Below are 24056 nucleotides of genomic sequence, written 5' to 3' on the forward strand. Positions count from 1 at the left end.
GTCCGATCAGAGCAGGTGGGCCACGCCGGCTTGCTCGTCGGTCAATTCCTTCAGGGTCTTGTCGATGCATTCTTGCGAGAAGGCGTCGACATCCAGACCTTGAACGATCTTGTACTCACCGTTTTCGGTGGTGACCGGGAAGCCGAACATGACGTCCTTGGGGATGCCGTAAGAGCCATCCGACGGGATGCCCATGGTGACCCACTTGCCGTTGGTGCCCAGGGCCCAGTCGCGCATGTGGTCGATGGCAGCGTTGGCAGCCGAGGCAGCCGACGACAGGCCACGGGCGGCGATGATGGCGGCACCACGCTTGCCCACGGTCGGCAGGAAGGTTTCGCGGTTCCAGGTTTCGTCGTTGATCATGGCCTTGACCGACTCACCACCGATGGTGGCGAAGCGGTAGTCGGCGTACATGGTGGGCGAGTGGTTGCCCCAAACGGCCAACTTTTCGATGTCCGACACGGCCTTGCCAGTCTTGGCAGCCAGTTGCGAGGCAGCGCGGTTGTGGTCCAGGCGCAGCATGGCAGTGAAGTTCTTGGCCGGCAGATCCGGGGCCGACTTCATGGCGATGTAAGCGTTGGTGTTGGCGGGGTTGCCGACCACGAGCACCTTGACGTTGCGCGAAGCCACGGCGTTCAGGGCCTTGCCCTGGCCAATGAAGATGGCGCCGTTGACGGCCAGCAGCTCGGCACGTTCCATGCCCGGGCCACGCGGACGCGAACCCACCAGCAGGGCGTAGTCGGTGTCCTTGAAGGCAGTCATCGGATCGCTGTGGGCTTCAATGCCGGCCAGCAGCGGGAAGGCGCAGTCTTCCAGTTCCATGATCACGCCCTTGAGCGCGTTCTGGGCCTTTTCATCGGGGATTTCCAGCAATTGCAGGATCACCGGCTGGTCCTTGCCCAGCATTTCGCCGGAGGCGATGCGGAACAGCAGGGCGTAACCAATTTGGCCTGCGGCGCCGGTAACGGCAACACGGACGGGCTTTTTGCTCATGAGGAACTCCAGGAGGTTGTGTAAAACGGGTGTCGCCACAGTGCTGGACCTGTCCCAGGAACTAGCGTCCGAGCCTGCGAAACAGCACAAGAGTGTACTCTCGTTACAGCACCTCGGTCAATTTGTCTTATGTCTTATATAAGATATGATGCGAGCCCGCGCCACGTTGAAAAATAACGCGGACCTCGCCCAGCCCGATGCCACCCGACACCACCATGCCACCGCCCTCACTGAGCCCATCCGACGCCAGTTCCCCGGACGCCGGCGGCATGGTCACCCCCGCCTTCAGTCCACTGTACCAACAGATCAAAGGTCTGATCCTGCAAAGCCTCCAGGCGGGCGACTGGAAACCCGGCGAGTCCATCCCCAGCGAGATGGACCTGGCTGCACGTTACCGCGTGAGCCAAGGCACGGTGCGCAAGGCCATCGACGAACTGGCAGCCGACAACCTGGTGGTGCGACGCCAGGGCAAGGGCACCTTCGTGGCGACCCACGCCGAACAGCATGTTCAATACCGCTTCCTGAAACTCAAGCCCGATGTGGGCGACATCGCCGCCGAAGGCCCTGCACAGCGCACCATCATCGAGTGCCGCCGGGCCCGGGCCAGCGCCGAAGTGGCCCGCCCCCTGGCCCTGCGCAGCGGTGACGCCGTGCTGCAGGTGCGCAGGATCCTCGCCTTTGGTGGTGTCCCCACCATCCTGGAAGACCTGTGGCTGCCGGGCCAGGCTTTCAAGGGCCTGACAGCCGAGCAAATGGCTCAGTTTCATGGGGCCACTTACGCGATGTTCGAGCTCGAATTTGGCGTGCGCATGGTGCGCGCCGAAGAAAAAATCAAGGCCGTGCTGCCCGACGAAACACAGGCCAGCCTGCTGCAGATCAGCCCTCAAACCCCGCTGCTGAGCGTGGAACGCGTGGCCTACACCTACAACAACGCCCCCATGGAACTGCGGCGCGGTCTTTACCGAACTGATACCCATCACTACAGGAACGAACTCAACTAAAGAAAGAAGCGGCACCAACTTGATGAGAAACGTCGAAAATAGGCACCGACCCAAGCCCCCCATTGCTGCATTGCAATAGAATTTTGGGTCGATCGCATTTACGAAATTACAGAGCAGTTACATCCACGAAAGCACATCCAATGTCCGAACTCGCAAAAAAGCGGCCAGAGTTCCGCAACATCAACGCCTTCAAGGACCTGACCACCTACCGCCTGCCTCCGGCCGGTTGGGTGTCGATTCTTCACCGCGCCAGTGGCGTCATCATGTTCTTGCTGATGCCTTTCATCATCTGGATGTTTGACGCTTCCGTCTCCTCCGAAATTTCGTTTTCGAAGTTCAAGGCCGCTTTCAACAGCGGCCTTGGTTTTGTTCCGGGCGTGTTCATCAAGCTGGTGGCTCTGGCCCTCATCTGGGCCTACCTGCACCACTTCATCGCCGGCCTGCGTCACCTCTACATGGATGTGAACCACGCCGTGAGCAAAGAGTTCGGCAAGAGCTCCGCCCTCGTGACCCTCACCCTGAGCATTGGCCTGACCCTGGTGCTGGGTGCCAAGCTGTTCGGCCTCTACTGATTACACAGGAGCAACAACCCATGTCCGTCAACTACGGCTCCAAGCGCATCGTCGTCGGTGCTCACTATGGTCTGCGCGACTGGCTGGCCCAGCGCATCACCGGCGGCCTGATGGCCCTGTTCACGATCATCGTGCTGGCTCAGGTGCTTCTGGGCTCCGGCCCCATCGGCTACGACAAGTGGGCCGGCATCTTCTCGGCCCAATGGATGAAGGCCCTGACCTTCTCGGTCATCATCGCCCTGCTCTACCACGTCTGGATTGGCGTGCGTGACATCTTCATGGACTACGTCAAGCCCGTCGGTCTCCGTCTCACCCTGCAAATCTTCTCCATTGTCTGGCTCGTCAGCTGCGCTGGTTGGGCGATTCAAATCCTGTGGAGACTGTAAAAAATGACTTACTCGAAATCTGGCATCACCACCCGCAAGTTTGACGTCGTCATCGTGGGGGCCGGCGGCTCCGGCATGCGCGCATCGCTGCAACTGGCCCGTGCAGGCCTGAATGTGGCCGTTCTGTCCAAAGTGTTCCCGACCCGCTCGCACACCGTGGCGGCTCAAGGCGGCATTGGCGCCTCGCTGGGCAACATGTCCGAAGACAACTGGCACTATCACTTCTACGACACCATCAAGGGCTCCGACTGGCTCGGCGACCAGGATGCGATCGAGTTCATGTGCCAGGAAGCGCCCAAGGTGGTTTATGACCTTGAGCACATGGGCATGCCTTTCGACCGCAACCCAGACGGCACCATCTATCAGCGCCCCTTTGGCGGCCACACCGCCAACTACGGCGAAAAGCCGGTGCAACGTGCCTGCGCAGCCGCTGACCGCACGGGTCACGCCATGCTGCACACGCTGTACCAGCAGAACGTCAAGGCCAAGACCAGCTTCTTCGTCGAGTGGATGGCCCTGGACCTGATCCGCGACGCCGAAGGCGACGTGGTCGGCGTGACCGCCCTCGAAATGGAAACCGGCGACCTGCATGTGCTGCACGCCAAGACCGTGCTGCTGGCCACCGGCGGTGCCGGCCGCATCTTCGCAGCCTCCACCAACGCCTTCATCAACACCGGTGACGGCCTGGGCATGGCTGCCCGTGCAGGCATCGCGCTGCAAGACATGGAGTTCTGGCAGTTCCACCCCACCGGCGTGGCCGGTGCCGGCGTGCTGCTGACCGAAGGCTGCCGTGGCGAAGGCGCGATTCTGCTCAACAGCAATGGCGAACGCTTCATGGAACGCTATGCGCCGACCCTGAAGGATCTGGCCCCGCGTGACTTCGTGTCGCGCTCGATGGACCAGGAAATCAAGGAAGGCCGTGGCTGCGGTCCCAACAAGGACTACATCCTGCTGAAGCTGGACCACCTGGGTGCCGAGACCATCCACAAGCGCCTGCCCTCGGTGTACGAAATCGGCGTGAACTTTGCCAACGTCGACATCACTCGCGAGCCGATCCCGGTCGTGCCCACCATCCACTATCAGATGGGCGGTATCTCGACCAACGTCAATGGTCAGGTCGTGGTTCAGAACGGTGATGTTCACAACCAGGTCGTCAATGGCCTGTATGCCGTCGGTGAATGCTCCTGCGTGTCGGTGCACGGCGCCAACCGCCTGGGCACCAACTCGCTGCTTGACCTGCTGGTGTTCGGCCGTGCGGCCGGCAACCACATCGTCGAGTTCGCCAGCCGCACCAAGTCGCACAAGCCGCTGCCGGCCGATGCGGCCGATTACACGCTGGAGCGCCTGAACCGCCTGGACAACGCCAAGAGCGGCGAATACGCCCAGGACGTGGCCAACGACATCCGCGCTGCCATGCAGCAGCACGCCGGCGTGTTCCGCACCCAGGCGGGCATGGATGAAGGCGTGGTCAAGATCGCCGAACTGCGCGAACGCGCCAAGAGCGTGGGCCTGTCCGACAACTCCAAGGTGTTCAACACCGCGCGCATCGAAGCGCTGGAAGTCGACAACCTGATCGAAGCCGCCCAGGCCACCATGGTCTCGGCTGCTGCCCGCCGTGAATGCCGTGGCGCCCACACCGTGGACGACTACGAACACCCGGCCGATCACCCCACGGCACCGCTGGGCCGCGACGACGCCAACTGGATGAAGCACACCCTGTGGCACAGCGCTTCCAACAGCCTGACCTACAAGCCCGTGAACCTGAAGCCGCGCACCGTTGAATCCGTGCCGCCCAAGGTCCGCACGTTCTGATCCGTCCCGCACGAAAGCCCACGATATGACGAAACGTACTTTTCAGATCTACCGCTACGATCCGGACAAGGATGCCAAGCCCTACATGCAGACCATCGAGATCGAACTCGACGGTCACGAGCGCATGCTGCTGGACGCCCTGATCAAGCTCAAGGCCCAAGACCCCAGCATCGCCTTCCGCCGCTCCTGCCGCGAAGGTGTTTGTGGCTCTGATGCCATGAACATCAACGGCAAGAATGGTCTGGCCTGCCTGACCAACATGAACACGCTCAAGGGCGTGATCACGCTCAAGCCGCTGCCTGGCCTGCCGGTCATCCGCGACCTGATCGTGGACATGACCCAGTTCTTCAAGCAGTACAACTCGATCAAGCCTTACCTGATCAACGACAACGTGCCGCCCGAGAAAGAGCGCCTGCAGTCGCCCGAAGAGCGCGAAGAGCTCAACGGCCTGTACGAGTGCATTCTGTGCGCCAGCTGCTCGACCAGCTGCCCCAGCTTCTGGTGGAACCCTGACAAGTTCGTGGGCCCCGCCGGTCTGCTGCAGGCTTATCGCTTCATTGCGGACAGCCGCGACGAAGCCACCACCGAGCGCCTGGACAACCTCGAAGATCCGTACCGCCTGTTCCGCTGCCACACCATCATGAACTGCGTCGACGTCTGCCCCAAGGGCCTGAACCCGACCAAGGCGATTGGCAAGATCAAGGAACTGATGGTCCGTCGGGCCGTTTGATGGTTCAGGCATGACACTTGATCTGCCCAGTCACCTCGGAGATGACGGCGAGCTCGCCCAGCGGGCTGCCGACGAGCCCTTGGGTGAACGTGCCTACAGCAAGCTGCAGTGGCGCTGCCGCCGCGGCCTGCTGGAAAACGACCTGTTCATCGAGAAGTTCTTCACCCGGCACGGCGCTCACCTCACCGTGGGCCACGCCCGGGGCATGTATGCCTTGATGGACTTGGCAGACAACGATCTGCTCGACCTGCTGCTGCGCCGCAAGCCGCTTGCCGAGACATTGGACACTGAAGAAGTGCGTGCAGTACTGGCCCTGCTGACCCCCTGAGGCCTCATCAAAGGCCTGGCAGAGCCCCCACCCAAGACGGGCAAATTACTCTAGGAAAGTGCATATGAAGCTAGCTGACAATAAAGCCACCCTGTCGTTCAGCAACGGCAGCCCCAGCGTTGACCTGCCGGTCTACCACGGCAACATCGGTCCGGACGTCATCGACATCCGCAAGCTGTACGCCCAGACCGGCATGTTCACCTACGACCCGGGCTTTCTGTCGACGGCCTCGTGCCAGTCGGCCATCACCTACATCGATGGCGACAAGGGCGAACTGCTGTACCGCGGCTACCCCATCGAGCAGTTGGCCGTGAACTGCGACTTCCTGGAAACCTGCCACCTGCTGCTGTACGGTGAACTGCCGAACGCCACGCAAAAGTCTGACTTCACCAACCGTGTCACCCAGCACACGATGGTGAACGAACAGATGCAGTTCTTCCTGCGTGGTTTCCGCCGTGATGCCCACCCGATGGCTGTGCTGACCGGTCTGGTGGGTGGTCTGTCGGCCTTCTATCACGACAGCACCGACATCAACAACCCTGAGCACCGCGAAATCGCTGCCATCCGCCTGATCGCCAAGCTGCCGACCCTGGTCGCCATGGCGTACAAGTACAGCGTGGGCCAGCCCTTCATGTACCCGAAGAACGACCTGTCGTACGCCGGCAACTTCCTGCGCATGATGTTCGCCACCCCGTGCGAAGAGTACAAGGTGAACCCGGTGATCGAGCGTGCGCTCGACCGCATCTTCATCCTGCACGCTGACCACGAGCAAAACGCCTCCACCTCGACCGTGCGTCTGTGCGGCTCGTCGGGCACCAACCCGTTCGCCGCCATCGCGGCTGGCGTGGCCTGCCTGTGGGGCCCTGCCCACGGTGGCGCCAACGAAGCCTGCCTGAACATGCTGGAAGAAATCCAGGCCATGGGCGGTGTGGCCAAGGTCGGTGAGTTCATGGAAAAGGTGAAGGACAAGAACTCGGGCGTGCGCCTGATGGGCTTCGGTCACCGCGTGTACAAGAACTACGACCCGCGCGCCAAGCTGATGCAGGAAACCTGCAACGAAGTGCTGGAAGCCCTGGGCCTGGAAAACGACCCGCTGTTCAAGCTGGCCAAGGAACTCGAACGCATCGCCCTGTCGGACGACTACTTCGTGTCGCGCAAGCTGTACCCGAACGTCGACTTCTACTCGGGCATCGTGCAACGTGCCATCGGCATCCCGGTCAGCCTGTTCACCGCCATCTTCGCGCTGGCCCGCACCGTGGGCTGGATCGCCCAGCTGAACGAAATGATCGGCGACCCCGAGTACAAGATCGGCCGTCCGCGCCAGCTGTTCACCGGCTCGCCCCGTCGCGACGTCCAGCCCCTGGGCCAACGTTGATGACCCCGGCACAGGCCACTTCGGTGGCCCGTGCCTGAAGGCCTCAAGCCTGACCAAGCCCGCCACCCGGCGGGCTTTTTTCATGGGGCTTCGCCAAATCGCTCGCGGTAGGCCTGAGGGGTCACACCCAAGCGACGGATGAACAAGGCCCGCAGCGCCTGCTCGGATTGGAAGCCCACCCGCACCGCCACCGCCTTGACGGGCAGACCGGCGCCCTCCTCCAGCAAGCGCCGGGCCCCCTCCAGGCGGGCTGTCTCGATGAAATCGGATGGGCTTTGCCCGCACTCCTGCGCGAACACGCGGCGGAAGTTGCGCTCGCTCATCGCCGCCTGCGAGGCCAGCAGCGCCAGGCTGATTGGCTGGTCCAGGTGCGACAGCACCCAGGCCTGCACCTCGCGGATGCCGGGGTGGCGCGTGGCCTGGCTGGCCAGGTGCACGCTGAATTGCGACTGCCCGCCCGGGCGCTTCAGGTACATCACCAGATCACGCGCCACCTCCAGGGCCAGGGCATGGCCGAAGTCCTCTTCGACCAGGGCCAGGGCCAGATCGATGCCGGCCGTCACCCCGGCCGACGTCCAGAACTTGCCGCTGCGCACATAAATCGCATCCGGATCGACCTGCACCTGGGGAAAGCGCTGACGCAGCAACTCGGTCACGCTCCAGTGCGTGGCCGCGGGCCGGCCATCGAGCAGCCCGGCCGCCGCCAGAAAAAAGCACCCGGAACACAAGGCCACCATGCGCCCGACCTCCGGGGCCGTGCGGGCCGCCCAGGCCACCAGGCCGGGTGAGGCCTGCAGGGCCTGCTCGATGTGCCTGGAACCCACGATCAAGGCCACGTCAGGCACCGGCCCGACACCGGCCTGGCGCGTCGCCTCCAGGGCCATGACGGTGTCCGAACGCACCAGGCCCGTCTGCTCGGCCACCACCGACACCAGGTAGCCCGGTCCCAAGCCGCGCCGGGCCAGGTGCAGATTGGCATAGTCAAAGACCGACAAGGGCCCCACCGCCTCCAGGGCCTTGAAGCCGGGGTAGACGACGATGTCCACGGTGAACGGAGCGGAGGCTGGCAGTGAGGACATGGGCAACAAGCGGGCAGGAAAACAGCGTGAAACGACAAGGCCACGGCGCAGCCATCGACCGGGCTGAATGGCCGACGGCCAATCTAGCGATGGCAGCGGCCAAATTGTGCGGCACTTCCAGCCCGTCCCCCGCAAGAGCGGCCGACTTCGGTAGAGTGCGCCACCAGACACCTCTTCTTTCCTGAACACCCCCGGAGCCCACCATGAAAACGCGTGCCGCCGTCGCCTGGCAAGCTGGCCAGCCCCTCACCATCGAAACCGTCGACCTGCAAGGCCCCAAGTTTGGCGAAGTGCTGGTCGAGATCAAGGCCACCGGCATCTGCCACACCGACTATTACACCTTGTCGGGCGCCGACCCCGAAGGCATCTTCCCGGCCATCCTGGGCCATGAGGGCGCCGGCATCGTGGTCGATGTGGGCCCGGGCGTGACCACCCTCAAAAAGGGTGACCACGTGATCCCGCTCTACACACCGGAATGCCGCCAGTGCAAGTTCTGCCTGTCGCGCAAGACCAACCTTTGCCAGTTGATCCGCGGCACCCAGGGCAAGGGCCTGATGCCCGACGCCACCAGCCGCTTCAGCCTGGACGGCCAGCCCATCTTCCACTACATGGGCACCAGCACCTTCAGCAACTACACCGTGGCCCCGGAGATCTCGCTGGCCAAGATCCGCGAAGACGCACCGTTCGACAAGGTTTGCTACATTGGGTGCGGCGTCACCACCGGGATCGGCGCCGTGATCTTCACGGCCAAGGTCGAGGCAGGCGCCAATGTGGTGGTGTTCGGCCTGGGCGGCATCGGCCTGAACGTGATCCAGGGCGCCAAGATGGTCGGCGCCGACAAGATCATCGGGGTCGACATCAACCCGGCCCGCCAGGAAATGGCGCGCCAGTTCGGCATGACCCACTTCATCAACCCCAAGGAAGTCGAAAACGTGGTGGACGCCATCGTGCAGTTGACCGATGGCGGTGCCGACTACAGCTTCGAATGCATCGGCAACACCCAGGTCATGCGCCAGGCCCTGGAATGCACCCACAAGGGCTGGGGCCGCAGCATCATCATCGGCGTGGCCGAGGCTGGCGCCGAAATCAGCACCCGGCCCTTCCAACTGGTCACCGGCCGCAAATGGGAAGGCTCGGCCTTCGGCGGCGCCCGTGGCCGCACCGACGTGCCCAAGATCGTCGACTGGTACATGGAGGGCAAGATCAACATCGACGCCCTGATCACCCACACCATGCCGCTCGAAGACATCAACAAGGGCTTCGACCTGATGAAGCGCGGCGAATCGATCCGCGGCGTGGTGCTCTACTGACACCGACAACGGCCATGACGCTTGAAACCCTCAGCCAGCACCGCTGCTTTGGCGGCGTGCAACGCTTCCACCGCCACGCCTCCAGCACCATCGGTCTGCCGATGCGCTTTTCGGTCTACCTTCCCCCGCAGGCCGAGACCGGCCCGGTGCCGGTGCTGCTGTACCTGGCCGGGCTGACCTGCACCGAAGAGACCTTCATGATCAAGGCCGGTGCCCAGCGCGTGGCCGCCGAACTGGGCCTGGCCCTGGTCACGCCCGACACCAGCCCGCGCGGCGCCGGTGTGCCGGGTGAGGCCGAAGCCTGGGATTTCGGAGTGGGCGCCGGCTTCTACCTCGATGCCACCCAGGCCCCCTGGTCCACCCACTGGCGCATGGAAAGCTACCTGCTCGACGAGCTGTTGCCCTTGCTGGGCACCCTGCAAGGGCTGGACGTGACACGCGTCGGCATCACCGGCCATTCGATGGGTGGGCATGGGGCCCTGACCCTGGCGCTGCGCCACCCAGGCCGCTTCCGCTCACTGTCGGCCCTGGCGCCCATCTGTGCCCCCACCCGCTGTCCCTGGGGCGAGAAGGCCTTCACCGGCTACCTGGGGCCAGACCGCCAGCACTGGTCGGCCCACGACGCCACCGAACTGATGAGCGCCCGCAACGCGCCGCTGCTGCCGCAGGACATCCTGATCGACCAGGGTCTGGCCGACAACTTCCTGGCCGAGCAATTGCACCCGCACCTGTTCGAGGCGGCCTGCGCCCAGGTGGGCCAAGGCCTGGCGCTGCGCCGCCACGAAGGCTATGACCACGGCTACTACTTCGTGAGCAGCGTGATCGAGAGCCACCTGCGTCACCACGCCGCCACGCTTTGCGCCTGAGCGCTCTGCCGCACCACAGGGTTTGACGCAAGGCACAGGGGCCGGCTGCATCGGCCTCCATAATGCGTCTCATGCGTTCAAAACGACCGTTCAGCCCTTACCCACCGAGGCCCTGCCTCGCCGTTTGCGGGCAGGCAGGGGCACTGCCAGGCCTGCTGACGGGCCTGTGGTTACTGCCGACACTGGCATTGGCACAGGCCGAGGCAGGCGCCCCGCCCGTGGCCCCTGCCCTGCCCCAAGCCCTGGACCTGCGTCTGGCCAACGCCGGCACGGAAGCAGGCGCCACGCCAGCAACGCCAACGCCAGCTGTCGCATCGGCCCCAGGCGGCCCCGTGTTGTCCGGCGAGGCCCGCACCCCCGGTGTCGGTTTTGAGCCGCCCGAACCCCGCCTCAGCTACCTGCTGGGCGCCGGCCTGCGAAGCAGCCCCAACTACTCAGGGGCAGCCGGCAGCCAGCATCGCATCAGCCCGGTGTGGCTGGTGTCATACGGACGCTTCAAGCTGAGCACCGGTGGGGCCAACGCCTTGCTGGGCTATGGCGCCGAAATGGGCGGATCGGGCGCCACCGCCACCCTGCTGAGCCTGCGCGACCTCCAGCTCAATGCCTCGCTGGGCTTTGACAACGGGCGCAGCGCCTCTGACGATCCCCGTCTGAGCGGCCTGCCCGATGTGCGACGCACCATCACGGGGCGACTGGGCCTGGGCCTGGCACTGGGCTATGGCTGGGCCGTGGGCACCGGCCTGACCCAGGATCTGCTGGGGAGGGACGCTGGCAGCCAGGTCGACACCTCGCTCAGCTACACCTGGCAAGCCACGCCACGCACCCGATTGGTGCTTGGCGGAGGCACCAGTTGGGGGAATGGCACCTACATGAACAGCCACTACGGCGTGCCAACCGGCGCCTCGTCACTGCCTGCCTACCAGGCCGGGGCGGGCTTTTACAGCCGCTCGATCGGCCTGAGTTTCACCAGCGCGCTGACCTCCCAATGGCTGGTTTACGGGGGCCTGGGCGGAACCCAGTTGCGGGGCCCGGCCCGTGCCAGCCCATTGACGCAGCGTCCGAACAGCCTGTCCGCCAACCTGGGCGTGGCCTACCGTTACCGTTGAGCTGAGGCGCCGACGCCCCTCAATGGCCGGTCCGCTCAGCGCACACATCGAGCACGGTTCCCGCCACCCGGCGAGGCAGGGGCCCGGGTTCATCGTCAAACAAACCGGGCTGACGCCCAGCCTGCTCGGGATGGTGCATGAAGCGCGACAAGTCCAGTTCTACCCGCTCGCGGTTCAGCCCCAGGCGGGTGCAGGCGCGGGCAAAGCGCTGACTCAGCAAATCAGCCCACAGGCCCTGCCCCTTCATGCGGGTTGAAAAATCACCTGCCGAATCATGCCCGCCGCGGTGGTCGCGCAAGCGGGCCAGCACGCGGGCGGCCCGATCCGGGTAATGCAGCTGAAGCCACTCGGTGAACACCTCGCGCAACTCCCAGGGCAGGCGCAGCACGGTGTAGAAGGCCGAGCGCGCGCCGGCCTCAGCAGCGGCCGTCAGCACCTGCTCCATGTCTTCGTTGAGGAAGGGGATCTGTGGCGCCACACTCACGCCCACGGGCACGCCCGCCTCGGCCAGCGTGCGGATCGTGCGCAGGCGCCGTTGCGGTGACGCGGCCCGGGGCTCCAGGCGGCGCGCCAGCTCGGCATCCAGGGTGGTGATGGTCACATACACCGCCACCAGGCCCTGGTGTGCCATGGGTGCCAGCAAATCCAGATCGCGCTCGACCAGGCTGGCCTTGGTGATCAGCGAGAACGGGTGCTGGTGCCGCTGCAAGACCTCGATCACGCGTCGCGTCAGGCGCAGCTCGCGCTCCACAGGCTGGTAGCAATCGGTGGCCGAGCCCAGGTTGGTCATGCGGGGCCGGTAGCTGGACCGGGACAAGGCCTGCTCCAGCAGCTCGGGCAGGTTGTGCTTGGCCACGATGCGGGTCTCGAAGTCCAGCCCGGGCGAATACCCCAGGTAGCTGTGGGTGGGCCGCGCATAGCAATAGCTGCAACCGTGCTCACACCCCCGATAGGGGTTGATGGCCTGATCAAACGCAATGTCGGGGGAGTCGTTGCGGCTCAAGGCACTGCGTGCGGTCTCGGTGATGACCTCGGTGGCGGGCCGGGCGCCCTCAAGTTCGCCCGCCTCACGATCGGACCAGCCATCATCCAGCCACTCGCGCTGGTCTTTGCTGAAGCGGTGGGGCACGGCACTGGACACCCCCCGCCCCTTCAGCACCTGCACAGGCCTGGGCACGATGGGGGGCGGGTCGAAATCGTCCATGAGGGCTCCAATAACTGTATTTTTATACAGTTTATCGGAAAGCCCGACACGTTGGTCAGCCCTGCTGCGGGCAGGGATTCAGCTCAATGGCCGCCAGCCGCCATGTTCACCGGCCCGCTCATGCCGCGCTGCAAAAACCAGGCACAAGCCGCTGCCAACAGCATGGGCACCAGCATCAGCCGGAAGATGTCGGGCATGGCCAGACCACCGCTGATCATGATTCCCACCATGCTGGCCCCCGTCAACGATCCCACGCGAGACAAGGTGGCAGCCCAGCCCACGCCGGCTCCCCGCATGTAGGTCGGGTAGACCGAAGCGGCCACGGCCTGCAGGCCCACCACCGGGCCGGCCACGCAAAAGCCGCTCAGCAAGGTCACCGGAATGAACCACGTCGTGCCCACCGCGGCCGTCAACAACCAGGTGGTCAAGCCACCGAGGACGAACACCGACCCCAGCCAGACCGCCGGGCGCAGCCGACGCAGGGCCAGCGCCGTGCTCACCGAACCGATCAAAGCGCCGATCTGAAAGCTGGACGCCAGCTTCGAAGCCTGGGCCGGATCGATGCCCCCCAGGTGCAACAGCGAAGGCAGCCAGCTGGCAATCGTGTAGAAGCTCAGCAACACGGTGAAATTCATGCCCCACAGGGCCATCGTGACGGCCGCAAAGCGCCCCCGGAACAATTCAGTCACCCGGGCTTTGGGGCCGGCCTGGGGGTTCTCGTGGCTGACGAAGGCGGTGCGGCTGAACTCGCGCCCCGGGAACAGCCTGTCCATGGCCGCCGGCACCCCTGCCGCGCGTTGAGGACGCAAGGCCATGTAGCGCGGCGACTCAGGCATCCACGCGGCCAGCAGCACGATCATGGCAATCGGCACCACCCCGCCAATGAGCATGATGCCCTCCCAACCCACCTGGTGCAGGTAGGCGCCGGTGATCAGGCCAGCCAACACCGAGCCCGTGAGAAAGCCACTGAAAACAATGGCCAGGATCGTCGAGCGCGAGCGGGCCGGTGTCAGCTCGGCGCACAAGGTGGACAAGGCAGGCAGCGCCGCGCCGATGCCGGCGCCGGTGGCAAAGCGCCACAGCATCAGTTCGGTGTAGCCCTTGGACATGGCGACACCAATGCAGGCCACACCAAAGATCAGCACGCTGATCACGCTGACCCGCTTGCGGCCGTACACATCGCAGAGCATGCCGCCCACGAAGGAACTGAGCAGCAGCCCCCCCATGCCGGCAGCAAACAGACCCGACACCTCGGTGCTGCTCAGTTGGAAGGCCTTGACCATCGAAGGCACCAGAAAGCCGATGGCGGCGGTGTCAAAGCCTTCGATGGTGATGAAAAGAAAGATCAGGAAGAAGATCACCAGCCGGCGAAAGCCCAGCGGCGATTGCTCGATGACCTCGACAAGATCGAGGGTAGGCAACTTGGACAAGATGGTTCCTTGGACGGACCAGGCCGCCACGGGCCTGGAGTGGAGAAGATCGGGGGCGGGGACCATCGGCCAGGCGTCGCCACGGGTGGCGACGCCTGGCCCGGCCGCCATCACAGCTTGAAGAAGGCCTGAGCGTTGTCGTGCAGGATGCCTTGACGCTGCGCGGGGGTCAGGAAGTCCACCCCACGCACCAGGCTGCCAATGTCTTGCTCACCCAGGGGGAAGGGGTAGTCAGAGCCCAGCATCACACGGTCTGCGCCCATCACATCGACCAGCAGGCGCAGGGCCCCCGGGTTGAACACCACGCTGTCGACGTGAAAGCGCCGTGCGTATTCCGAAGGCTTGCGCGGGCAATCCTTGCGCACGATGTCGCGGTGCTCCCAGGCGTTGTCGACCCGACCCAGGCCGTAGGCGAAGTTGCCACCGCCATGGGCAAAGCAGATCTTCAGCGACTCGGGAATGCGCTCCATGGCGCCCGACATGATCAGGGAGAGCATGCCCAGCTGGGTTTCGGCCGGCATGGCCACCAGCCAGGGCAGCATCCATTTCTGCATGCGCTTGTCGCCTCCCATCATGTCCCAGGGGTGGACCAGCACCGGGATGTCCTGCTCGGCGCAATGGATCAGGAACTCGACCAGTTGCTCATCGTCGAGGTCTTTGTCCCCGAGGTGGTTGCCGATCTGAATGCCCACACAGCCGGCCTGCATGGCGCGCGAGGCCTCGGCACAGGCGGCCTCCAGGTCTTGCAGGGGCACCTGGGCCAGCGGCTTCAGGCGCGTTGGATGCGGTGCGCAAAAGGCCAGCGCCATGTCGTTCATGCGCGCTGCCCAGTCTGCCGCCCGCTGGGCCTGCCAGGCATACCCGAACATGACCGGGGTGGCGCACACGAGCTGCATGGCAATGCCTTGCTGATCCAGCTCCTGAACCCGATAGCCAGGGTCCCACAGGGCCTGGTAGACCGGCCGGAAAGGCTTCTCACCCAGCATGATCTGCCCGGTCCGTCCGCCCTCATCGACAGCCAGCCAAGGGGCCCGTTCGGGCGCCATGGCGCGGGCCTGATCAGCGCTGATCGGCGGGAAGAAATGGGCGTGCATATCGATCATGCGTACACCTTTGCGTGAGACGACTTGGCGATGTCCTGGTGCCAGGTCTTGAAGTCACGGCCCGGATGCTGCAGACCACATTTCGGGCACACACGCTCGGCATCAGGCGTGGCATAGAACTGCTCATACACCGGCGGCAGGTCGGCCACGATGCTCTGCAGTTGCATCTCATAGCGCTTGATCAAGGTTCCGCAGGCTGCACAACCCCATTGCAAGGCGTCGGCTTCGCCCGCCGGACGGCGCCGTTCCACCACCAGGCAACGGCTGTCCGCATCGGGCCGCTGAGGCGAGTGCAGCACGTGCGGAGGCATCAGGAACACATCGCCCTCGTTGAGGGTGACGCGCTCATAGCGGTCCCGGTCCCAGATGATGATGAAGGCGTTGCCCTTGAACTGGTAGAAGAACTCTTCCACCGGGTCGTCGTGAAAATCACTGCGCTCATTGGGGCCAGCCACCACGGTCACCATGAAATCGGAATCAGGCCAGATCTGGGCATTCCCGACCGGGGGGCGCAGCAGGTGATTGTGTTCGCCCAGCCATTGGCCAAAGTTCAGGGGCATGCCGTATTTCATTTCAAACATCTTGAGTCTCCTTGGTTTGTTGTGGGGCACTGGGGTGATACGCCACAGCCTTGATCTCGATGAGCAGGTGGGGATGTGGCAACTGATGCACTGCGACGGTGGTGCGGGTGGGCCCGTCGTAGTCGAAATACTCGGCCCAGACTTCGTTGAAGCCACCGAAATCGTTCATGTTCACGAGGAAGACCTGGGTCTCGACCACGTTCGCGAGCCCGGCCCCGACACTTTTCAGGATGTCGCGGATGTTCTCGATCACGGCCCGGGTCTGGGCCCGGATGTCGAGTGCCGTGACCCCCATCGGGTCGACCTGGACACCCTCGAAACTGTTGTCGGGCCGGCGTGAGCTGGTCCCTGATACGTAGATGAAATCGCCGGCCCGCTTGAGGTGGGGAAAGCGGCCTCGCGGTGTGGCCTTGCCGGCCACCACCTGTGCACCTGAAGTCATGTGCTTGTCTCCTGTGAGTCTGTTGTTCTGGATGGGCCCGATGGCGGTCTTCAGCGGGTGCTGAAAGCCACCTGACCCAGGGCGCTTGCGCCGCTGCCGATGCGGCACTGCACGTGCAAGCCGGGTGTCAGTGCTTCGGCCGCGGTGGCGGCGCCAGCCATGATCAAAGAGCCCGGAGGCAGGCTCAGGCCCGACTGGTGCAGCAGGCGTGAGGCCTGCACGATGGAACGCAGCGGATGCCCCAGGATGGCGGCCGTGGAGCCCACCTGCACATCGCGGCCATCAAACTGCATGCGCACACCGGCATTGGGCAGGCCAGAGAAATCGCGGCTCCAGGCCCCCACCACCAGACCCGCCGACGAGCAGTTGTCGGCCACCACGTCTTCCAGGGTGAACTTGAAGTTGCGGTAGCGCGAATCGATGATCTCCATCGCCGGCGCCACGGCCTCCAGGTAATCCGCGGCCTCGAGTGCCGTCAGGGGGGCATCGATGGTGCGGCGGGTCACAAAGCAGACCTCGGGCTCCACGCGGGGATGGATGAATCGCTTCAGGTCGACCACACCACCGTCTTCGTCCAGCATGGTGTTGGTGAGCCAGCCCCAGATCAGGTTGTCCACCCCCATCTGGACCATCTTGGCCCGGCTGGTGAAGCCCAGCTTGATGCCGACGCGGTGCTCGCCACGCGCCACCCGGCGATCAATCGAGGCGCGCTGGATGGCATAGGCTTCAGCAAGGTCAAATTGCCCTGCCGGAAATTGCTGCACATCATGGGCATGGTGGGCCGCGTCATCCAGGACGGCGGCGAAGCTGTCGATTTTGTTCATGTCGGTTCTCTGAATTCCTTGGGGGCTGGGGGTGGCGTGACGGCCGGTGCTCATCGTTCGAACACGGCGCGGATCGACCCCAGGCCTTCGATGTGGGCCGTGAACACATCACCGCGCTGCACCGGCACCATGGGCCCCAGTGCACCGGTCATGAGCACGTCGCCCGCGCGCAGAGGCGTGCCCATGCGCGCCATCACATTGGCCAGCCAGACGGCGGCATTGAGCGGGTTGCCCAGGCAGGCCGAGCCCGCGCCCACCGACACCTGATCACCACGGCGCTCCATCACCATGCCGCAGTCAGCCAGCTCCAGGCGGCTCAGCTTGACGGGCCGGGTGCCCAGCACAAACAGGCTGGAGGACGCGTTGTCGGCCACCGTGTCCGCCAGCCGGATGTCCCAGTTGCGGATGCGGCTGCCGACCACTTCAAGCGCAGGCAGGGCATAGGCCGTGGCGTTGATCAGGTCGGCCACGGTGTGACGGCTGTGCGACAGGTCCCGGCCCAGCACCAGGGCGATCTCGGCTTCGATCTTGGGTTGCTGCAGGCGCGACCAGCCGATCTCTTCGCCATCACCCACGGCCATGTCGGCAAACAGGGCGCCGAAATCGGGCGAGTCCACGCCCAGTTGGCGTTGCACCGCCACCGAGGTCAGGCCGATCTTGCGCCCGACCAGGCGCCCGCCGGCGTCCAGTCGACGCTGGGTCAGGTCCTGCTGGACCTGGTAGGCCGCTTGCAGCACATCGCCCCCCTGGGCGCCCTGCTCGATTTGTTCACGCACCGGGGCCACGGCCTCACCGGTTTGCTCCGCGGACCAGAGCAGGTCCGCAACGGCTTTCAAAGTGGGATTCACAACAGCCCTCCTGAGGCGGGGTAAAAACAGAATTCGATTTCCACCAGAGCCCCGAGGGGCAGGTGGGTGACACCCACGGCCGTGCGGGCCGGCGGTGTGAGGTTGGCGAACTGGCGCTCCCAGACTTCATTGATGGCACCGAACTCCTCGAACACCGTGGTGTAGAGGCGTGCCACGCACAGATCGGCCATGTGCAATCCGTAGTCCGGCAAGGCCAGCGCGAGGTTGTCGAAGATGCGCTGGGTCTGGGGGCCCACGCCCCCTGGCACCAGTTGGCCCGTGGCGGGGTCCAGGGCCACCATGCCCGACAGCCAGGCCAGCGGTCCCACCTTCACGCAGGGCGTGTAGCGAAAGCGCGGCGCCGCCAAGCGCGGCGAACTGAGGTTTTGCCGCTGCATGCTCAGCCCACCTTGATGCAGATGTTGCTGACTTCAGAGTAGAAATCGAGCGACCAGCGTCCACCCTCACGGCCCAGCCCTGACAGCTTGGTGCCACCAAACGGAGTGCGCAGATCCCGCACGTACCAGGTGTTGACCCACACGATGCCGGTATCGAACTGGCGTGCCACGCGGTGGGCGCGCTGCAGGTTGGTGGTCCACAGAGTGCCGGCCAGGCCGTAGTTGGAGTCGTTGGCTCGGCGCATCACCTCTTCTTCGGTGTCGAACGGCGCGATGTGACACACCGGTCCGAACACCTCTTCGCGCACGCAACGGGCCGTGTCGGGCAGACCGGTCCAGATGGTGGGCTGAATGAAGGCACCGTCATCGCGCTCGTCGCCGAAATGAGGAATGCCGCCGCCTGTGACCACCGTGGCGCCCTCCTCCACGGCGAGCTTGAAGTACGAAAGCACCTTGGCCCGATGCTTGTGCGAGATCAGCGAGCCCATGTCCACACCGGGTTCGTCGGGGTAGCCAATGCGCAGCTTCTCGGCACCCGCCTTCAGGGCCTGCACAAAGCGATCGAAGATCGGACGCTCGACATACACCCGCTCCGAGCACAGGCAGACCTGTCCGGTGTTGGCAAAGGAAGAGCGCAGCACCCCCTCCACTGCCGCGTCGAAATCGCAGTCGGCAAACACGATGGCGGCGTTCTTGCCACCCAGTTCGAACGACACCTCTTTCACCCCGTCGGCCACAGCCTTCATGATGGTCGATCCGGTGCGCGATTCGCCTGTGAAGGTGATGCCGTCGATGCCCGGGTGGGCCGACATCGCGGCCCCGGCCGAATTGGCGCCAAAGCCATGCACGAGGTTGAACACACCCGGGGGCACGCCGGCCTCATGGAAGGCCTCGGCCAGCAAGGTGGCCGACGAGGGGGTTTCTTCGGAGGGCTTGACCACCAGGGTGTTGCCACAGATCAGCGCCGGTGCGGCCTTCCAGGTCATCGACAGGATGGGCAGGTTCCAGGGCGAGATGCTGGCCACCACACCCAGCGGCTTGCGCACGGTGTAGTTGAGCAAGGCCTCGCCTTGAGCGGTGCGACTTTCAAAGCACTCGCCGTGGGCGACCTTGCCCAGGTCGGCGAAGGTGCGCAGGTTGGCAATCGCGCGGAACACGTCCAGGTTGCGGGCCTGGGTCACAGGGCGGCCGGTATCGGCGACCTCGGCCGCGACGAACTCGTCGAAGCGGCGTTCGATGACATCGGCCACCTTGTGCAACCAGGCGGCGCGCTCATCGACCGTGCTGTGCCCCCAGGGGCCCTCCAGCGCCTTGCGGGCCGCCTGTACCGCACGGTCGACCAGGGCCGCATCGGCTTCATGGACTCGGCCCAGCAGGCGCCCATGCAAAGGGCTGATGTTGTCGAACTGGCGCTCGGTGGAGACGAACTCACCATCGACGTAATTGCGCAGGGAGTCCAGCGAGGCTGGCAGCATGAATGGGTAGGACAAAGAAACCTCCGACGTGAAACTGGGAGGCACTGTAGGGAGCAGACCGCGCTTTGGATAATGAAAACAAAGACGCGATCTATAGCGCCCGGGAATAGCGGAAAACCCGCCCCACGTCCGAGGCAGGCTGCGTGGCCTGCGCAGGCCGGTGGACGCCTTGAGATCAGATCGATGCCATGAGGGATTCAGGCTGGCGCCGGCCGCCACCCTCGAGTCGGGTCAGGCGGCACTCAGACCGAGGCGCGCAAGGCCTCGATGAAACGCTGGCACGCAGCGCTGGGCTGGCGATGCGAAGAGACGCTGTAGCCCACGGTGGCAAAGGCCTCAAGCGGGCCCAGCGAAAGCCGCGACAGCAGGCCCGTCTCCTCGAAGCGCTGGGCCGCCAGTTGCGGCATCAAGGCCACCATGGGTCGCCGACGAAGCAAGCCCATGTTGGTGAGCACCGACACCGAATACACCACCCGCGCCGGCAAGGGCAGCTTCTCGCTGTCGAACATGGCGCAGGCAGCGCCGTAGGCCACTGAATCGGGGGTGGGCAGGATCCACTCCTGGTCATGCAGCTCACGCAGGGTGAGGCCCTGCCGTGCGGCCAGCGGATGCTGTCTGTCGACGACCACGCACAGTGCCTCGTCGTAAAGGGTCTGATGTTGCAGGCGGTCGGGATGCAGGACACCGGGCAGGACATCGTTGTCGCGCGGCAGGTAACCCACCACCACGTCCAGATCGCCCCTGGCCAAGGCTGGAAAGAGCGTGGTGTTGGTGCCCACCCGCACCTCGACCTCCACGTCGGGCGCCCCTCCGCGCAGGCGGTGGATGGCCTCGGGCACCAACACCGCCGAGGCGGTGATCAACGTGCCCACCACCACGTGGCCCGACACCCCCATCTGCCAGGCATTGAGCCCATCGGACAGGCAGCGCAGTTCCAGCAGCATGGTGCGGGCATGGCGCTCGAACAGGCGCCCGAACTCGGTCAGGGCCACGCCCTTCTTGCTGCGCACGAACAGGTCCTGGTCGAGGTAACGCTCCAGTTCGTGCAAGGACTTGCTGACAGCAGGCTGGGTCAGGGCCAACTCGCGCGAGGCGGCCAGAATCGAGCCTGCTGACACCACGGCCTCGAACACCACCAGTTGGGAGAGTTTGAGGGAGCGCGCCAAAGACAGGCGCGACTGTTTGAAGTTCCGCATCGTGCATGACCTCTTGAATGGAGCTGCCCGGAATAGACAGACACTGCGGCGCAGTGGCTCGGCAGCTTAGAGGCGTCCTGTACGGACCGGGTAAGCAAATGCTAGGGGCTGAGCCCCCCTCTGGCGATCAGGTGGCCTGCTGGCGTGCCGTGGGCATGACCAGCGCCTCCCCCTCAATCACCACCTTGCCAGCGACCGTGCAGACAGTCGTCAAGCTCACTCGTCGTTTCTCGGGAAACAATTCCTTGACAGTCACGGTGGCTTTGACCGTATCGCCAGGGTGCACTGGAGCCTTGAAACGCAGGCTTTGCGAGAGGTAGATCGTGCCCGGGCCGGGCAACTTGCCGGCAATGGCCGCCGAGATCACGCTGGCCGTGAGCATGCCATGCGCGATGCGGCCCTTGAAAGGCGTGGCACTGGCGAACTCCTCGTTGATGTGCATGGCGTTGTTGTCGCCCGAGGCACCGGCAAACAGGACGATGTCGGCCTCGGTGATGGTCTTGGCAAAGCTGGCACTCATGCCCGCCTGCAGGTCTTCAAAATCATGGCCTTGGAGGTCATTCATGGATGGCTTTCGATGGATAGGAGATCAGAGGACACACCCCGCGCCCGTCAGGCGGCGCGGCGCAGTGGTGCAGGCTGGTTGAACGCAGCAAGCAGACGCGACTGTTCTGCGCGGGCGGCTTCGAGGTTGCGGTGCTTCACATGGCCATAACCACGGATGGCATCAGGCAGTTGCGCCAGCTTCAAGGCCGTGTCGAAGTTGTCCCGACGCAGGCGGCTCAGAACATCCACCATCTGTCGGCAGTAGTCCTCGATGAGTTGCCGCTCCTGACGACGCTCTTCGGTCTTGCCGAAGATATCCAGTACGCCGCCGCGCAGGCCCTTGCAGCGGGCCAGCCATTTGAAGGCGGTCAACACCCAGGGGCCGTAGGCTCGCTTGATCAGATGGCCCGTCACCGGGTCACGCTTGGACAGCAGCGGTGGGGCCAGGTGGAACTGCAGGCGGTGGCCGGGTTTGAACTCGGACTCCAGGCGGGCCAGGAACTCGGGTGCGGTGTGCAGGCGGGCCACCTCGTACTCGTCCTTGTAGGCCATGAGCTTGTAGAGGTTGCGCGCCACGGCCTCGGCGATCAGGGTGCTGCCCGGCAGGGCATGGCGCTCCAGGTCGGCCACCTGGCGCACGAACTGGGTGTATCGGCGGGCATAGGCCTCGTTCTGGTAGTCGATCAGCTCGGGCACCCGGCGCTGCAGCAGGCGCAGCAGCTCGCCATCGGCACCACAGGCATCGACCATCTTCTGGGCGCTTGCACTCAAGCGGGCCGGGCGGTGCAAAGTGACCACGCTGCCCGCAGTTGCCACGGGGTTGAGGCGAGCAATCTCGGCCTCTACCAGATCACGGCGGCTCACGGCCAGACGGCCCCAGCGGAAAGCAGCCAGCCCCATGTCGACGGCCACGCCGGCCTGCACGATGGCCGCCTCGATCGAGGCGGCCTCCAAGGGCAAGGCACCGGCCTGGTAGGCCACGCCCACCATGAAGATGTTGGTGGCCATGCTGTCGGCAAACAGGCCTTCGGCCAGGCCCTGACCATCCAGGAAGACGTTGTCAGCGGCTCGGCTGACACGCTGGATGCCTTGCATCAAGGGGTCCAGTTCGGGAAACTGGACATGGCGGTCGGACACCATCTGCCCGGTGGGGGTACGGGTGGTCGAGACCACGGCCACCGTGACCTCAGGATGGCACTTGTCCAGGTTCTTGGGGTCGGTGGCGTTCAGGATGTCAAAGCCCAGGTACAGATCGGCACAGCCATCGCTGATCTTGTTGGCGCCCTGGAACGGTGCTGCCGTGATCTTCAGGTCCGAGATCACGGCCCCACCCTTTTGCGCCAGGCCGGTCTGGTCCAGCCCGATCACATGCTTGCCCTCGATGCGGGCCGCGTTGGCGATGGTGGAGGCCACCGTGACCGAGCCGGTTCCGCCAATGCCCATGATGTGCACACCAAAGTCGCCCCGCACCTTGAGTTCGGGTTCGAGCAACGCGTGCTCCATGGCCGGGATGCGACCCTTCTTCTTTTTCTTCACGGGCGCAGCCCCCGCCGCTTCGGGTGCAGGGGTGACGGTCAGGAACGAGGGGCAGAAGCCGTCGACACAGGAAAAGTCCTTGTTGCACGAGCCCTGGTGGATGCGCGTCTTGCGACCGAAGTCCGTCTCGATGGGCTCCACGCTCATGCAGTTGGACTGCTCGCCACAATCGCCACAGCCTTCACACACCCGCTCGTTGATGACCACGCTTTCCGCCGGTTCGGGCCGTTGGCCACGCCCGCGCAAGCGGCGCAATTCGGCAGCGCACTCCTGGTCATGGATCAGAACGGTGGTGCCAGGCACGGCCGCCAGGGTACGCTGGGCCTCATCCAGGCGATCGCGGTGCCAGACCTCGGTGCCGCCGGGCAAGGCCACGCCGTTGTACTTGGACGGGTCATCGGTGGTGATCAGCACCTGGGTGGCGCCGTTGGCCAGCAACTCGGACACCACGTTGGCCACCGGGTGGCTGCCCTGGATGTCCTGGCCCCCCGTCATGGAGGTGTGGGCGTTGTAGAGCAGCTTGTAGGTGATGTTGACGCCGGCTGCCACGGTGTAGCGCAGGGCCAGGCTACCGGAGTGGAAGTAGGTGCCGTCGCCCATATTCTGGAAAATGTGCGGCACCTCGGTGAACGGCGCCATGCCGATCCACTGCGCGCCTTCGGCCCCCATGTGGGTGCCCATGACCACGTTGCGGTCCATCCACATGGCCATGGTGTGGCAGCCGATGCCCGCCGACACCACGCTGCCATCCGGGGCCACGGTCGAACTGTTGTGCGGGCAGCCCGAACAGAACCAGGCGGTGCGGCCTGCGGTGTCGGGATCGTCGCGCAGGTGAATCGCATCCAGGCGATGCGGCCTGCGGTGTCGGGATCGTCGCGCAGGTGAATCGCATCCAGGCGATGCAGCCACGCCTCG

24 protein-coding genes are annotated in these 24056 nt (G+C 64.7%); 10 read left to right on the forward strand and 14 right to left on the reverse strand.

Translation table 11 applies throughout. The features are described from left to right. Positions 1-6: 6 nt before the first annotated feature. Positions 7-993: a malate dehydrogenase gene (locus tag AC07VS_RS12515; protein WP_492348743.1), complete on the reverse strand. Its 987-nt coding sequence runs from the start codon at positions 991-993 to the stop codon at positions 7-9. 215 nt (positions 994-1208) lie between these two features. Between AC07VS_RS12515 and AC07VS_RS12520 the strand changes: the two genes are divergently transcribed. The 7 genes from AC07VS_RS12520 to AC07VS_RS12550 all read left to right on the forward strand — a co-directional run bounded on the left by AC07VS_RS12520 (position 1209) and on the right by AC07VS_RS12550 (position 7197). After that, positions 1209-1994 (forward strand): GntR family transcriptional regulator, encoded by a 786-nt coding sequence (locus AC07VS_RS12520; protein WP_492348742.1) that lies wholly within the window; start codon positions 1209-1211, stop codon positions 1992-1994. A gap of 140 nt (positions 1995-2134) precedes the next feature. Further along, on the forward strand, positions 2135-2566 hold the full coding sequence (sdhC, locus tag AC07VS_RS12525) for a succinate dehydrogenase, cytochrome b556 subunit (protein WP_492348741.1): 432 nt from the start codon (positions 2135-2137) through the stop codon (positions 2564-2566). Positions 2567-2586: 20 nt separating this feature from the next. Beyond that, positions 2587-2952, forward strand: coding sequence for a succinate dehydrogenase, hydrophobic membrane anchor protein (gene sdhD / locus AC07VS_RS12530; protein ID WP_492348740.1), 366 nt, complete (start codon positions 2587-2589; stop codon positions 2950-2952). A 3-nt stretch (positions 2953-2955) separates the two neighbouring features. After that, the gene (gene sdhA / locus AC07VS_RS12535) at positions 2956-4764 is read left to right on the forward strand and encodes a succinate dehydrogenase flavoprotein subunit (RefSeq protein ID WP_494751081.1); all 1809 of its coding nucleotides are present in this window, start codon (positions 2956-2958) and stop codon (positions 4762-4764) included. Between the two features lie 25 nt (positions 4765-4789). Beyond that, positions 4790-5494, forward strand: coding sequence for a succinate dehydrogenase iron-sulfur subunit (locus tag AC07VS_RS12540; protein WP_019574360.1), 705 nt, complete (start codon positions 4790-4792; stop codon positions 5492-5494). Positions 5495-5504: 10 nt separating this feature from the next. Beyond that, entirely contained in the window at positions 5505-5822 is a 318-nt protein-coding gene (locus tag AC07VS_RS12545; protein ID WP_492348738.1) for an FAD assembly factor SdhE, read from the forward strand. A gap of 64 nt (positions 5823-5886) precedes the next feature. After that, on the forward strand, positions 5887-7197 hold the full coding sequence (locus tag AC07VS_RS12550) for a citrate synthase (RefSeq protein ID WP_492348737.1): 1311 nt from the start codon (positions 5887-5889) through the stop codon (positions 7195-7197). Between the two features lie 80 nt (positions 7198-7277). Here AC07VS_RS12550 and AC07VS_RS12555 read toward each other — a convergent pair whose 3' ends face one another. After that, positions 7278-8276 (reverse strand): GlxA family transcriptional regulator, encoded by a 999-nt coding sequence (locus AC07VS_RS12555; protein WP_494751082.1) that lies wholly within the window; start codon positions 8274-8276, stop codon positions 7278-7280. A gap of 203 nt (positions 8277-8479) precedes the next feature. Between AC07VS_RS12555 and AC07VS_RS12560 the strand changes: the two genes are divergently transcribed. From AC07VS_RS12560 to AC07VS_RS12570, 3 genes are all read left to right on the forward strand, one after another. Then, positions 8480-9586 (forward strand): S-(hydroxymethyl)glutathione dehydrogenase/class III alcohol dehydrogenase, encoded by a 1107-nt coding sequence (locus tag AC07VS_RS12560; protein WP_494655429.1) that lies wholly within the window; start codon positions 8480-8482, stop codon positions 9584-9586. Between the two features lie 14 nt (positions 9587-9600). After that, positions 9601-10452 carry an S-formylglutathione hydrolase gene (gene fghA, locus AC07VS_RS12565; RefSeq protein WP_494751083.1) on the forward strand — a complete coding sequence of 284 codons (852 nt, stop codon included), beginning with the start codon at positions 9601-9603 and terminating at the stop codon, positions 10450-10452. 218 nt (positions 10453-10670) lie between these two features. Further along, positions 10671-11558, forward strand: coding sequence for a MipA/OmpV family protein (locus tag AC07VS_RS12570; RefSeq protein WP_492348733.1), 888 nt, complete (start codon positions 10671-10673; stop codon positions 11556-11558). A gap of 19 nt (positions 11559-11577) precedes the next feature. On the opposite strand, the gene AC07VS_RS12575 is transcribed toward AC07VS_RS12570, so the two are convergent. The 12 genes from AC07VS_RS12575 to AC07VS_RS12630 all read right to left on the reverse strand — a co-directional run bounded on the left by AC07VS_RS12575 (position 11578) and on the right by AC07VS_RS12630 (position 24050). Then, the gene (locus AC07VS_RS12575; RefSeq protein ID WP_494655427.1) at positions 11578-12762 is read right to left on the reverse strand and encodes a PA0069 family radical SAM protein; all 1185 of its coding nucleotides are present in this window, start codon (positions 12760-12762) and stop codon (positions 11578-11580) included. A gap of 83 nt (positions 12763-12845) precedes the next feature. Next, positions 12846-14192 carry an MFS transporter gene (locus tag AC07VS_RS12580; protein ID WP_492348731.1) on the reverse strand — a complete coding sequence of 449 codons (1347 nt, stop codon included), beginning with the start codon at positions 14190-14192 and terminating at the stop codon, positions 12846-12848. Positions 14193-14302: 110 nt separating this feature from the next. After that, positions 14303-15295, reverse strand: coding sequence for an amidohydrolase family protein (locus AC07VS_RS12585; RefSeq protein ID WP_494751084.1), 993 nt, complete (start codon positions 15293-15295; stop codon positions 14303-14305). Further along, entirely contained in the window at positions 15292-15876 is a 585-nt protein-coding gene (locus AC07VS_RS12590) for a 3-hydroxyanthranilate 3,4-dioxygenase (protein WP_492348729.1), read from the reverse strand. The genes AC07VS_RS12585 and AC07VS_RS12590 overlap by 4 nt, the downstream gene beginning before the upstream one ends. Further along, positions 15869-16318, reverse strand: a complete 450-nt coding sequence (locus tag AC07VS_RS12595; RefSeq protein WP_492348728.1) for a RidA family protein — start codon at positions 16316-16318, stop codon at positions 15869-15871. The genes AC07VS_RS12590 and AC07VS_RS12595 overlap by 8 nt, the downstream gene beginning before the upstream one ends. Before the next feature lie 50 nt (positions 16319-16368). Then, a complete protein-coding gene (locus AC07VS_RS12600) occupies positions 16369-17142 on the reverse strand; it encodes a 2-keto-4-pentenoate hydratase (RefSeq protein WP_494655426.1) in 774 nt (257 codons plus the stop codon). 50 nt (positions 17143-17192) lie between these two features. Continuing rightward, positions 17193-17978 carry a 2-keto-4-pentenoate hydratase gene (locus AC07VS_RS12605; protein ID WP_494751085.1) on the reverse strand — a complete coding sequence of 262 codons (786 nt, stop codon included), beginning with the start codon at positions 17976-17978 and terminating at the stop codon, positions 17193-17195. Between the two features lie 8 nt (positions 17979-17986). Next, positions 17987-18388, reverse strand: coding sequence for a RidA family protein (locus AC07VS_RS12610; RefSeq protein ID WP_494655424.1), 402 nt, complete (start codon positions 18386-18388; stop codon positions 17987-17989). Positions 18389-18390: 2 nt separating this feature from the next. Continuing rightward, positions 18391-19863 (reverse strand): 2-hydroxymuconic semialdehyde dehydrogenase, encoded by a 1473-nt coding sequence (locus AC07VS_RS12615; RefSeq protein ID WP_494655673.1) that lies wholly within the window; start codon positions 19861-19863, stop codon positions 18391-18393. 242 nt (positions 19864-20105) lie between these two features. Next, complete coding sequence (locus AC07VS_RS12620) at positions 20106-21059, reverse strand: LysR substrate-binding domain-containing protein (RefSeq protein ID WP_492348724.1); 954 nt, start codon at positions 21057-21059, stop codon at positions 20106-20108. 127 nt (positions 21060-21186) lie between these two features. Continuing rightward, positions 21187-21624: a MaoC family dehydratase gene (locus AC07VS_RS12625; protein WP_492348723.1), complete on the reverse strand. Its 438-nt coding sequence runs from the start codon at positions 21622-21624 to the stop codon at positions 21187-21189. A 47-nt stretch (positions 21625-21671) separates the two neighbouring features. Next, positions 21672-24050, reverse strand: a complete 2379-nt coding sequence (locus AC07VS_RS12630) for an indolepyruvate ferredoxin oxidoreductase family protein (RefSeq protein ID WP_494751086.1) — start codon at positions 24048-24050, stop codon at positions 21672-21674. Between the last annotated feature and the right edge of the window lie 6 nt (positions 24051-24056).

This window comes from Curvibacter sp. GW821-FHT01G03 (genome assembly GCF_059422285.1).